Source organism: Actinoplanes rectilineatus, from assembly GCF_000962825.1.
GTDB lineage: Bacteria > Actinomycetota > Actinomycetes > Mycobacteriales > Micromonosporaceae > Actinoplanes > Actinoplanes rectilineatus.
Window position 1 is genome coordinate 1 of the sequence record NZ_JZKF01000027.1, and the last position, 11467, is coordinate 11467.

Below are 11467 nucleotides of genomic sequence, written 5' to 3' on the forward strand. Positions count from 1 at the left end.
ACGCCGTGATGGGTGTGGTGATTTGGGGTGTCGAGCGCGCCCGTATTCGTCACGCCGTGATGGGTGTGGTGATTTGGGGTGTCGAGCGCGCCCGTATTCATCACACCGTCATGGGTGTGGTGACTTCGGGCGTCCAGCGCGCCCGAAATCACCACGCGGATGGGTTTCTCGCCCTGACCACGACACGGGTCTAGGCCGCGACAGGCGTGCTGTCCCCGGTGGTGATCCGGGGGACCAGCCGGATCAGGACCACCATGGCGATCAGCTCCACCAGGGTCTGGGTGACCACCGCCAGCGCCGCGATGCGCAGCTCCGGCGGCAGGGCCAGCGCCAGTGGCAGCACGACGAGCGAGTTGCGGGTCGCGGCCGAGAACATCACCGCCCGGGTGGCCGGGACGTCCAGCCGGGCCACCCGCGCGGCCACCCGGCCGGCCAGGACCGCGGCACCGGTGAACACCGCGTACAACGGCACCACCCGCAGCAGGACGGTGGCCTCGGCGCCGACCGCGGCGATCTGCGAGCCGACCACCACGGCCAGGGTGAGCATCATCAGCGGCACCATCGCGGCGGCCATCGCCTGCTCGACCCGCCGCGCCCGCCGGGCCTGCACGATCGCGGCGGCGGCCAGCGGCAGCACGATCAGGACCAGGAACGCCTCGGTGAACGGTCCCGGCTCGACCGCGGCCAGCGCGTCCTGTCCGGCGAACAGAACCAGGTAGACCGGCAGCAGCAGGGTCTGCGCCGCCATCAGCAGCGGCGTCGCGGCGAGCAGCCGGGCCCGGGCGCCGCCGGCCAGGCCGGTGAACACGATCACGTAGTCGATGCACGGGGTCAGCAGGACCAGCAGCACCCCCAGCATCAGAGCGCGGTCGTCGGCGACGAACCGGGACAGCCCGGCCGCGAGCAGCGGGACGGCCAGGAAGTTCACGCCCAGCACCGTGCCGAGGAACCGCACGTCGCGCACCGACCGGCCGATCTCGGCCAGCGGCACCCCCAGGAACGTGGCGAACAGCAGCAACGCCAGCACCGGGGTGACCGCGTGGCCGAGAGCCGGGGCGGCCTGCGGGACGACGAGACCGGTGACCGCGCCGGCGGCGATGGCGACCAGATAGAGGGGGATCTGTCGCCGTTCCATACCTACTCCTCGATACCTACTCCTCGATGGCGTCGTTGGCGGCCGACTGTGCCCGCCGCAGACCCTCCTCGACGCCCAACTGCCCCAGGAAGACCTGCTCCAGTACGCTACCCGCCGCGGTTGTGCCGGCCCCGGCCCGAGGACCCACCGGAGCGGGGAACGTGGTGCCCCGGGCCGCGTCCAGGAACGGCCGCAGATCGACACCCTGCTTCTTCCAGTACGCGGTGAACGCCGGCTCGGCCGCGGTGACGCCGGGGAACGCGTACCCGCCCTCGGCGATCGGCCGGACGCCTTCCGCGGAGCCCAGCCACCGCAGCACCTGGCCGGTGGCGTCCCGGTTGCGGGTTGCGGCCGACGCCGCCGCGGCGACACCGTGCACCACGCTGACCCGCCCGGCCGGCCCGGCGAGCATCGGCGCGATCCCCCACGGGAACGACGCGCCCTCGTGGATGGCCCGCAGGTGGTAGGGGCCGGACTGGAACAGCGCGAGCCGGCCCTGGGTGAACAGTTGCAGCGTCTTGTCGCCGTTGGTGGTGGTGTCCGCGGCGGGCGGCGCGACGTGCTCCTCGCCGATCAGGTCGACCAGGTACTGGACCGCCTCGACGGTCTTCGGCCGGTCGGCGAAGACGAACGCGTCACCGTCCTGCCAGGCGCCGCCGTTGGAACCGACGAAGTCCCAGAGCACGCCCTGGTTGTCCAGTGAGGCGTTGAAGCCGTACACGTTGCCGGTGGTCAGCGCGCGGGCCGCGGGCAGGAAGGTGTCTCCGGTGCCGGCCGGGTTCCAGGTCAGGTCCGCCGGGTCGACGCCGGCCTTCGTGACCAGGTCCTTGTTGTAGTACAGGGCGATCGTGTCCCACAGTTGCGGGACGCCCCACAGCTTCCCGCCGCGGGTGTACAGGTCGACGACCGAGGGCGTCCAGCCGGCCCGCTGCGGATCCTCGATCGGGAGCAGCGCCCCGTTGTCGGCGTACAGGCCGAAGTTGCTGGTGTTGGTCCAGAGGACGTCCGGGGCGGTTCCCGAACCGATGTCGGTGGCGAGTTTCGTCCAGTAGTCCGCCCACGGCACCACCTCGACGGTCACCGTGATCCCCGGATTCTGCTTCGTGAACGCGGCGAACGACTCCTCGTAGGCCCGGGCGACCTGTTCGTCCCAGAGCCGGAAGGTGACCGTGCCGGTGTCCTTCTCCGGCGTGACCGAACAACCGCCGAGCAGGACCAGCACGGCGAACAGACGCAGCAGGACGCGCATGTCATCTCATCCCGGTGATCGTGATGGACCGGACGATGTGCTTCTGGAACACCAGGAAGAGCACGAGCAGCGGCAGGGTGGCGAGCGTGGTGGCGGCCGTCACCAGCGTCCAGTTCCCGGCGAACTGGCTCTGCAGCGCCGCCACCGCCACGGTCAGCACCCGCCAGCGTTCACCGCTGGTCACCACGAGCGGCCACAGGAAGTCGTTCCAGTGCGTCACCGCCGTGATGATCACCAGGGTGGCGAGGACCGGCCGGCTCAGCGGCAGCACCACGTGCCACAGCACCCGCGGATGCCCGGCGCCGTCGAGGCACGCGGCGTCGACGAGCTCACCCGGGATGCCGCGGAAGAACTGACGGAGCAGGAAGACGGCGTACGGGCTGCCGAACAGTGCCGGGAGGACCAGCCCGGCGAACGTGTCACGGAGGCCGAGTTCGCTGACGATGACGAACCGCGGCACGACCGTCGCCACCACCGGCACCATCAGCGTGGCGAGGTAGAGCCGGAACACCGCGTCGCGCCCGGGGAACTCCAGCCGGGCGAAGGCGTACGCGGCGAGCACCGAGCAGGTCAGCTGGCCGACGACCACCAGGATCACCACCTGCACCGTGATGACCAGCGGCGGGATCAGCGAGTGACCGCCGACGACGAGTTCCGCGTACGCCGCCGTGCTCACCGGCGACGGCGGCGCGAGTGGCGACTCCGCGGCGAACTGGGCCGGCGTCTTCACCGAGGTCTGCACGCTGAGCAGGTACGGGGCGAGCGTCAGCACCGCACCGGCGACGAGCGTCAGATAGGTGATCGTGGTGCGCACCATCAGGCCACCTCATAGGTCGTACGCCGCCGGAAGTACCGCTGCTGTGCCACCGTCACCGTGATCAACAGCAGGAACAGCAGGACCGACATGGCCGCGGCCCGGCCCATCCGGAAACTCGTGAACGCCTCCCGGTAGATCAGCGAGGCGATCACGTCGGTCCGCCCGCCGGGCCCGCCCCGCGTCATCGCATAGACCGTGTCGAACGTCTGGAACGCCGCGATCAGCCCGGTGGTGAGCACGAAGAACGTCGTCGGGCGCAGCAGCGGCAGCGTGACCAGCCGCAGCGTCTGCCAGCTGCCGGCGCCGTCGATCCGGGCGGCCTCCCGGTACTGCCCCGGGATCCCGGCCAGCCCGGCCAGGAAGAACAGCGCCACATAGCCGACGTTGGTCCAGACCGTCACCGCGGCGACGGCGGGCAGTGCCAGGCCGGGGCTGGTCAGCCACTCCACCCGTTGCCCGAGCAGCGCGTCGAGAGCGCCGTCTGACGGGTCGAGGATCCACCGCCACACCACGCCGAGGGCCAGCGGCGCGCTGATCCACGGCACCACGAAGATCGCCCGGAACACCACGCTGCCGGGCAGCCGCCGGTCCAGCAACAGGGCGGTGCACAGCCCGAGACCGGTCTGCGCCGGGACCACGATCACCACGAACAGGGCGGTGACCGCGAGCGACCGGATCAACGCCGGATCGGTGAGCACCACCCGGTAGTTGGCCGTGCCCACCCACCGTGCCGGGCTGACGAGATCCCAGCGGTAGAGGCTCATCACGGCGACCACGACGACGGGCGCGACGAGGAAACCGACGACGCCGACGAGGCTGGGCGCGAGGAACGCGTACCCGACCCAGGGCCGTTTCTCTGCATCACCCATAGGCCTACGAGGCTAAGTGATCGCGACCTCCGCGTCGGTGAACCGCGCGCGTAGGACGGGTTCATGCGGCGCTGATCACCCGGCCGGGTCGCGTGCCCACGACCCGGCCGTCCGCCATGGCACAGTGAAATGATGAGACCCGAGGAGGAAATGGTCGCGCTGGCGCTCGATGTCGCCGAGGACGGGATGCGGGCCGGTGAACTGCCCATCGGGGCGGTGGTCGTGATGGGCGACGAGATCATCGGGCGGGCCTACACCCAGGAACGCACCCTGGGCCGGCGGCTCGTGCACGCCGAACTCCTCGCCATGGAACAGGCCGACCGGCGACTCGGCTGGACCCGCCGCGACGGGCCGGTCACCCTGGCGGTCACCCTCGAACCGTGCCTGATGTGTCTCGGCGCGGCGATGGCCTTCGGGGTGCGGCGGGTGTACTACGGCCTCGAAGCCCCGGACGACGGCGCCGCGGGCGTGCCGGCGGTGTGGCGGCCCGCGAGTCAGGACATGTCCTTCTCCCACCTGCCGACAGTGACCGGCGGCTACCTGCGCAAGGAATGCCGCGACCAGTTCGCCCGATATGCGGCGGCGGCGCCGGACGGCTCGTTCCAGCGGTACGCCGAGCGGATGGCGGCCCTGCCCGACTACCGCATCGACTGAACCGTCGACACGCCGGCCTCAGCTCTCCGCCGGCCTCGTCGGCGGCCACGTCAGGGAATCATCCGGGATGTCGGTCCGGTGCAGCGCCCGCGGATCGCTCAACGGCAACTCCCGGGCCACCAGTCGCGCCACCTCGATCGCGCCGTGCGCGTGGAAGTGCGTGTTGTCGGAGACCCCGTCCGGATAGTTCGGCGACACCCCGGCCGCGAGCCACAGGAAATACTCCTTCGTCGCCTCCGGCCCCAGCTTCGTCCACAATGCGAACGACAACGCGGTCAGATCGATCAGTGGCGTGCCGGTCTCGGCGGCCAGGGCCCGCATCGAATCCGGGTACTCCCCGTGCGACGGATAAGGCGTGCCGTCCGCGGTGAACCGCCGCCGCTCCACCGGCGTGACCAGGATCGGCGTGGCCCGCCTGGCCCGAGCCCCGTCGATGAACAGGCTGAGGTACTCCGGGAAGGTGCCCCACGGTGAGGTGTACCGCGCCGGATCCTCGATCTTCTCGTCGTTGTGACCGAACGAGATCAGCAGCACGTCGTGCGGCCGCAGCGCCGTCAGGATCCGGTCCAGCCGCCCGAGATCCACGAAACTCTTCGAGCTCGCCCCGGACAGCGCCTCGTTCGTCACGCCGATCCCACGCCGCAGGAACACCGGCAGGGCCTGCCCCCAGCCCGCGCGGGGGTGGTCGGCGGTGGCATAGGTGGCGGCTGTGGAATCCCCCGCCACGAACACCGTCGGCCGCCGCTGGGGATGCGCCTGGGCTGGTCCGGTCAGTGCTCCGGTGCCCGCGATCGCACCACCGAGAACGGTTTGCAGCAGCACTCTACGGTTCAGGTCCATGCGCCCATGTAATCAACGATCGTCTATGCATGGCAAGGGTTGAGGCAAGCGCTTTCCCGCTGCAGAACCGCATTATGTGTACGCTGTGGAGTCTGCCCGAATCCGCGGCGCCCGACGGGCTGTGCCGTTCGTGGGAGCAGTCACCTCCCGCGGCTCCGTTCCCCAGCCCCAGGTTCCAGTCTCAGGTCTCGCTCCCTGATTCCCGGTCCGCGGCTGCCCGGCTGCCCGGCTGCATCCCCGGTGATCCGGTGCGCCGGATCCAGACACGTTCCGCGGTCAGGGTGCGAAACCCGTCCGCGTGATGACTTCAAGCGCACAGGGCACCCGAAGTCACCACGCTCGTGCTGGGGTGTGGTGACTTCAGGCGTGCTGGGCGGTCGAATTCACCACGCTCGTGCTGGTGCGTGGTGATTACGGGTGTGCTGGGCGGCTGAAGTCACCACGCGGACCCCGATGACGAAACGTGTCTCGTGTTCCCGGGCGTGATCACTGTTGGTGCCGCTGTTCCGCTCGCGGACCCGGCCGCGGCGCGAACGTCCCGAACGGGGATGCCCGCGCCGCGCCACGGCTCACTCGTCCCGTTCCTCCAGGACGCGATGTCGTTGATCAGCTGGTGGTGACGGTCAATTCGACACGGCGGTTGACGGCCCGGTGAGCAGCGGTGTCGTTGGGGACCTTCGGGTGGGCCTCGCCGTACCCGACGACCGTGAGCCGCTCCCGATCCACCCCGAGTTTGCGCAGGCCGGCCGCCACCGACTCGGCACGCTTCTCACTGAGCGCCTTGTTCATGGCCGCGGCCCCCCGGGAATCGGTATGCCCCCCGATCCGAATCCGCGCGTCCGGATTGGCCTCAAGCAGGTCAGCGAGTTCCCGAAGCCCGTCCCGAGACTCGGGCGTCAACGCCGAACTGTTGGTGCGGAAAGCCGGCGCGGGCACACTGTCGAACTGCGTCTGCAGGTCAGCCACCGTCATGGCGTCGACAACCGTCACCCCGGACTTCGCGGCGGCCTCAGCGAGCGCCGCGTGCGCCGCTGCCGTAGGAGCCACCCCCGCCAGCAACACGACGTTGTTCTCCAGGCGTACCGAAAGCCCGTCGCCGCCATCGGGCAGAGCCCGCAGAATGGCAGGCAGCCGGTCAAGCGCAGATCCGCCGCTGAGGTCCTTCGCCACGGCGACCCGATCGTCGACAGCCCGCGCTCCGAGCGCTGCCGTCACTGCAGCCGCCATTGCCGCCCGATCCGCCGAGGACGGCACGACACCCGTCATGACGGCCCGCCCACCGCGGACCTCGACCACCAGAGACGAAGCGGGCCCTGGCGCAGGCAGTTCCCCAGCAGATTCCCCACCATCCACGTCTTCACCGGCGCCATCGTCCGTACTGTTCCCGGCATCCGTGTTGTTGTCCGTGTTGTTGTCAATGTTCGCGTCGCCGTTTGCACCGTCGTCCGTGCCGTCGTCGGTGTTGTCCTGGCCGGTTCCGACGCGGATATCGACGGTCCGGACTCCGGTCACGTCCTCGACGATCTCCCGCGCCCGCTCGGCGTCCGCAGAGGTTCCCGCGACGACCAGCCCATCCCGTCCCGTGAACGAAACTGTGCTGCCGCTCTGCCCCGCGGTGGCCAGGGCGGCACTTGCTCGGCTGGTCAGGTCATCCTCGATGCGGTGCCGGTTGGGCACCAGCTGAAGTCCGAGGATCAACGCCAACCCGATCACGATGGCCACCAGCGAACCCCAGCGCCGCTTCCCCCGAACCGCCACCCCAGGCCCAGCCGTAGCAGCCTTGCCGGAGTTCTTCGAGGTCAGCCCACCGCCCAGGCTGCCTTCGTAGCCCTTTCCACCAACAAACCGCGTGCTGCTCGTGCCGTTCGTGCTGCTCGTGCTGCTCGTGCCGTTCGTGCCGCTCGTGTTGACTGCGCCAGTCATGTTGACGCTATCGGTCATGTTGACGGCATCGATCGTGTTGACAGAATCAGTCGTGTTGACGCTGTCGCTCACGGAGCTGCCAGCACCCTTTGCGACCTTCGTTGAGTCGACAGGAGCTGACTGATCAACCTCGGGTCCAGCGTTCGCCGAAGAGTCGTGGCTTCCGGAGGCGATGATCGAGCGGGTCGTGATGCGTCGGCGATTGCGTGCACCGACGATGTGGCCTGCACCGCGAATCAGGCCGGTCATCGGACAGTCTCGGTTCCGCGAACAGTGTTGACGCCGTGAGCAACAGCGTCGGCACCAACCGCCGGTGATCCGCTAACGGCCGGTGATCCGCCAACGGCCGGGGACCCGCTACTCGCGTCGGATTCGCCTGCGGCCTCGGAGGCGTGAGGGTCCTCGCCACCGCGAGCCGCCTCGCCACCGCGAACGGTCTCGGTTCTGCGAACGTCCTCGGTCCCATGAACAGGCTCGGCTTTGTGAGTGGTATCCGCGCTGCGGCCGGCTTCAGGGTTGCGGGAGATCCGAGGGTTGCGAGAGATCCGAGGGTTGCGAGAGGTTTCGGGGTCACGGGACTGGCCGGGGGTGGGGGACGGCTTGGGGGCGTGGAGGGCCTCGGTGTCGCGGCCGGCGATCAGGCGGGCTGTCAGTTCGGCGAACGCGTCCTCGTCGCCGTCAGCCAGCAGCTGGGCCTGGCGGCTCCACGTGACCAGGCTCGGGGCGAAAGAGAGACCGGCGGCTTTGATGGCGGCGCGCTTCGTGTCGTCGTCGGTGTCGGCGAGCTTGCTGAACGTGCGGATGCCCGCCACGCGCAGGGCCGCGGCCATCACCGGGCCGATACCTTCGATGCGTTCGAGTTCGTCGTCGTGAACGTGTGGTTCCGGAGCGGGGTCAATGGTTGGCGCCGAAGGTTCCGCGGACTTTTCGGAAATGGGTTCGGAAGGTGCTTTCGCGGGTCGCGTGGAAAGTCTTCCAGCCAATAGTCCGAGAAGAAATGCGAGAACGATGAAGACGATAGACTGGCCGATGAACCAGACCATTGTTACCTCCGGGTGCGGACGCGCTGAAGCGCCGTGAACAGGGTGTATCGCACTTCACGCCCGCATGCAAAGGCGTTCCTGGGTAGGGTGCGATGACGGATTCCCGCGTCCGGGCCCGCTACTGCCCAATGAGGATATACGGTTGATCAACCATTCTCAAAATGCGCACTAATGCGCCGTGAGTGAGTGTTCGGCTACGGATTGGGCGCCGCTTCCGGATGCCGGGAAGGGCTGGAAATAACGCGGCTCACCATTTCCGAATGCACTCGACGGCCGCGCCCGCACTGAGCCGCCGCGACTTCAGCGCGTGGCACTCCCGTCCCCGCGCGACCAGTCCAGGACGGCGACGGAGCCGACGGCAGCGACGGCAGCGACGGCAGCGACGGCAGCGACGGCAGTGCCTGTGGTGTCAGCGGTGGCCACGACGGTGACGACGGCGGTGGTGGTGACGACGGCCACCGTCACGCTGCCGTAGTAGTCCGACCTGTGTCGCTGTCCAACCTGCCCGCCGTCACGCCAGTTGCTGGTGCAGGCAGCCGTAGGTGACGGCTGAGGCGGCCCTGCCGTCGATGACGGTTGAGTTTCGTCTCCTGGGCAGCCGTGGTGGACGGCTCGGTTGGTTCGGCCGTCAGTGGTGGCTCGTTCGGGGGTTGGATTCGACCGTGGTTGACGGCTGGTGACTCCAAGCCGTCGTCGGTGGTTGAGTTTCGCTCGCTGGGCTGCCGTAGCCGACGGCTCGGTCGAGCTGGCCGTTGGTGGTGGTTTGCCGGCGGGTTGTGGCCGACCGTGGTGGACGGCTCGGTCGGGCTGGCCGTTGGTGGTGGCTCGGTCGGGCTGGCCGTTGGTGGTGGCTCGTCGGCGGGTTGTGGCCGACCGTGGTGGACGGCTTGGTCGGGCCGGCCGTCAGGCACGGCTCGTCCGTGGCTCCCGGGCGGCGACCGTGGTCGACGGCTGGTGGCTCTGTGCGCCTGTTCGAGTGCTGTGGGCGTACCCCGGAAGGAGAGTGACCGGTCAGTTGGGGGTGACCAGGCCCTGCAGTCCGACGATGATGGCGATGACGCCGAAGATGCCGAGGGCCAGCCAGCGGCCGGTGGCGTCGGTGCCCGGTTCCGGGGCGATCGGGGTGCGGCCGGTGAGGCGTTCCCAGGCCAGGCAGATGCCGACCGCGATGCCGACGATCTCGAAGTGGAAGACGTTCGGGCCGGAGAACGCGTGCACGATCAGGAAGTAGCCGCCGGCGACCAGGGCGATGACGCCGATGATCCAGCGCCACGGTGCCATCTTCGCGGCGAATCTGCCCAGGTCGTGGCCGACCACCGGCGCGCGGCCGAGCAGTGGGATGGCGAGCAGGAGTCCGCCGAGGATGTTCACCAGGTCCAGCAGCAGGGACATGATCATGGCTGCGGTCCTTCCGGTCGGGGCGACGGGCTTGCTGATCATGAATGGTAGCGCTCCCAAATTGCCTCTGCCGGAAGCGGGGCTGGTTACGTTAACATCGCAATTCATGAATGTTACGAAGGCGTTCACGGCCGTCCTCGTGCTCGCCGCGGCGGTGCTGCTGCCCGCAGCGCCTGCCCAGGCCGCCCCGGTCACCGTCACCAACGGCATCCAGTTCACCGACACCAGCGGCGCCGGCCTGCACGCCCACGGGGGTGGCGTGCTCAAGGTCGGCGACTACTACTACTGGTTCGGCGAGAACCGCAACACCGACAACACGTTCAAAGCGGTCTCCGTCTACCGGTCCACCGACCTGAAGAACTGGGAGTTCCGCAACAACGTGCTCACCCCGTCCGCGGCCACCGAGCTGCAGGGCGCCAACATCGAGCGTCCGAAGGTCATCTACAACGCGTCGACCGGCCGGTTCGTGATGTGGATGCACAAGGAGAACGGCACCGACTACGGCGAGGCGCGCGCCGCGGTGGCGTCGTCGGCGACCGTCGACGGCACCTACACCTACCACGGGAGTTTCCGGCCGTTCGGCAGTTACATGTCGCGCGACATCACGCTCTACAACGACGGCGGAACCGCGTACATGATCTCGGCGGCCGACGAGAACTACGACCTGCACATCTACCGGCTCACCGCGGACTATCTGAACGTCGACACGCTCGTCGGCAATTTCTGGAACGACGCGCACCGCGAGGCCCCGGCGATGTTCAAACGCGGCAGCACGTATTTCCTGCTCACCTCCGGCGCCACCGGGTGGAGCCCGAACCAGGCCAAGTACGCGACCGCCTCGAGCATCAGCGGCCCGTGGACCAGCTGGACGAATGTGGGCGACGGCAGCACCTTCCGGTCACAGCCGACCTACGTGCTGCCCATTCAGGGGACGAGCACGACGAGTTACCTCTACATGGGTGACCGCTGGGCCGGGGCGTGGAGCGGGCCGGTCAACGACTCGCAGTACGTCTGGCTGCCGATCACGTTCCCGAGCAGCACGAGCATGAGTCTGGCGTGGTATCCGACCTTGACGATCGACGCGGCCGCGGGCACCGTCACCGGCAATCCGCCGTCCTATTTTCAGGTCACCAACCGTAACAGCGGCAAGGTCATGGACGTGATCAGCTCCTCCACCGCGGACAGCGCCGAGATCAAGCAGTGGACCTGGAACGGTGGCGTCAACCAGCGCTGGGAATTCCGCGAGGCGGGCGGCGGATACGTCAACGTCGTCAACCAGAACAGCGGGAAATGCCTCGACGTGGCCTCGTCCTCCACCGCCGACGGGGCGAACGTCATCCAGTACACCTGCGGCGCCGGAACCAACCAGCAATGGCAGTGGCAGGCCTACGGCAGCTATTTCCGGCTGGTCGCCCGGCACAGCGGGAAATGCCTCGACGTCGTCTCCTCCGGAACCACCGACGGCACCGACATCCAGCAGTACACCTGCGGCAGCGGCAACAACCAGCAGTGGTCCCGCACGGCGCTCTAGCTTCCTCT

At 68.8% G+C, this 11467-nt stretch carries 12 protein-coding genes; 3 read left to right on the forward strand and 9 right to left on the reverse strand.

Translation table 11 applies throughout. The features are described from left to right. Positions 1-194 (forward strand): hypothetical protein (locus WH85_RS52325; RefSeq protein ID WP_045743659.1); only part of this gene is annotated, 194 nt, incomplete at its 5' end. Here WH85_RS52325 and WH85_RS21070 read toward each other — a convergent pair. Genes WH85_RS21070 through WH85_RS21085 form a run of 4 tightly spaced genes read right to left on the reverse strand, consistent with a single transcriptional unit; the run spans position 191 to position 4070 of the window. Beyond that, positions 191-1135 (reverse strand): arsenic resistance protein, encoded by a 945-nt coding sequence (locus WH85_RS21070; RefSeq protein WP_045743660.1) that lies wholly within the window; start codon positions 1133-1135, stop codon positions 191-193. The genes WH85_RS52325 and WH85_RS21070 overlap by 4 nt on opposite strands. A gap of 16 nt (positions 1136-1151) precedes the next feature. After that, positions 1152-2384, reverse strand: a complete 1233-nt coding sequence (locus WH85_RS21075) for an ABC transporter substrate-binding protein (protein ID WP_052720596.1) — start codon at positions 2382-2384, stop codon at positions 1152-1154. A gap of 1 nt (position 2385) precedes the next feature. Continuing rightward, positions 2386-3201, reverse strand: a complete 816-nt coding sequence (locus WH85_RS21080; RefSeq protein ID WP_045743661.1) for a carbohydrate ABC transporter permease — start codon at positions 3199-3201, stop codon at positions 2386-2388. Next, on the reverse strand, positions 3201-4070 hold the full coding sequence (locus WH85_RS21085; RefSeq protein WP_045743662.1) for a carbohydrate ABC transporter permease: 870 nt from the start codon (positions 4068-4070) through the stop codon (positions 3201-3203). The genes WH85_RS21080 and WH85_RS21085 overlap by 1 nt, the downstream gene beginning before the upstream one ends. A 132-nt stretch (positions 4071-4202) precedes the next feature. Between WH85_RS21085 and WH85_RS21090 the strand changes: the two genes are divergently transcribed. Beyond that, the gene (locus WH85_RS21090) at positions 4203-4724 is read left to right on the forward strand and encodes a nucleoside deaminase (RefSeq protein ID WP_245674030.1); all 522 of its coding nucleotides are present in this window, start codon (positions 4203-4205) and stop codon (positions 4722-4724) included. 18 nt (positions 4725-4742) lie between these two features. Here WH85_RS21090 and WH85_RS21095 read toward each other — a convergent pair whose 3' ends face one another. From WH85_RS21095 to WH85_RS21115, 5 genes are all read right to left on the reverse strand, one after another. Continuing rightward, positions 4743-5564 (reverse strand): rhamnogalacturonan acetylesterase, encoded by an 822-nt coding sequence (locus WH85_RS21095; protein ID WP_045743663.1) that lies wholly within the window; start codon positions 5562-5564, stop codon positions 4743-4745. A gap of 606 nt (positions 5565-6170) precedes the next feature. Next, entirely contained in the window at positions 6171-7559 is a 1389-nt protein-coding gene (locus WH85_RS47180) for an OmpA family protein (RefSeq protein ID WP_157411131.1), read from the reverse strand. Between the two features lie 173 nt (positions 7560-7732). Continuing rightward, positions 7733-8530, reverse strand: a complete 798-nt coding sequence (locus WH85_RS47185; protein WP_157411132.1) for a helix-hairpin-helix domain-containing protein — start codon at positions 8528-8530, stop codon at positions 7733-7735. A gap of 300 nt (positions 8531-8830) precedes the next feature. Next, positions 8831-8995: a hypothetical protein gene (locus WH85_RS52330; protein ID WP_157411133.1), complete on the reverse strand. Its 165-nt coding sequence runs from the start codon at positions 8993-8995 to the stop codon at positions 8831-8833. A 546-nt stretch (positions 8996-9541) separates the two neighbouring features. Further along, positions 9542-9970, reverse strand: coding sequence for a hypothetical protein (locus WH85_RS21115; RefSeq protein WP_245674031.1), 429 nt, complete (start codon positions 9968-9970; stop codon positions 9542-9544). 64 nt (positions 9971-10034) lie between these two features. On the opposite strand from WH85_RS21115, the gene WH85_RS21120 reads away from it, so the two are divergent. Further along, a complete protein-coding gene (locus WH85_RS21120) occupies positions 10035-11459 on the forward strand; it encodes an RICIN domain-containing protein (RefSeq protein ID WP_045743665.1) in 1425 nt (474 codons plus the stop codon). The last annotated feature ends 8 nt before the right edge of the window (positions 11460-11467 follow it).

Bases quoted from the DNA above. Each gene is read 5' to 3' on its own strand.
- WH85_RS21070 (WP_045743660.1), bottom strand. From the start codon at position 1,135: ATGGAACGGCGACAGATCCCCCTCTATCTGGTCGCCATCGCCGCCGGC.
- WH85_RS21075 (WP_052720596.1), bottom strand. From the start codon at position 2,384: ATGCGCGTCCTGCTGCGTCTGTTCGCCGTGCTGGTCCTGCTCGGCGGT.
- WH85_RS21080 (WP_045743661.1), bottom strand. From the start codon at position 3,201: ATGGTGCGCACCACGATCACCTATCTGACGCTCGTCGCCGGTGCGGTG.
- WH85_RS21085 (WP_045743662.1), bottom strand. From the start codon at position 4,070: ATGGGTGATGCAGAGAAACGGCCCTGGGTCGGGTACGCGTTCCTCGCG.
- WH85_RS21090 (WP_245674030.1), top strand. From the start codon at position 4,203: ATGAGACCCGAGGAGGAAATGGTCGCGCTGGCGCTCGATGTCGCCGAG.
- WH85_RS21095 (WP_045743663.1), bottom strand. From the start codon at position 5,564: ATGGACCTGAACCGTAGAGTGCTGCTGCAAACCGTTCTCGGTGGTGCG.
- WH85_RS47185 (WP_157411132.1), bottom strand. From the start codon at position 8,530: ATGGTCTGGTTCATCGGCCAGTCTATCGTCTTCATCGTTCTCGCATTT.
- WH85_RS21115 (WP_245674031.1), bottom strand. From the start codon at position 9,970: ATGATCAGCAAGCCCGTCGCCCCGACCGGAAGGACCGCAGCCATGATC.
- WH85_RS21120 (WP_045743665.1), top strand. From the start codon at position 10,035: ATGAATGTTACGAAGGCGTTCACGGCCGTCCTCGTGCTCGCCGCGGCG.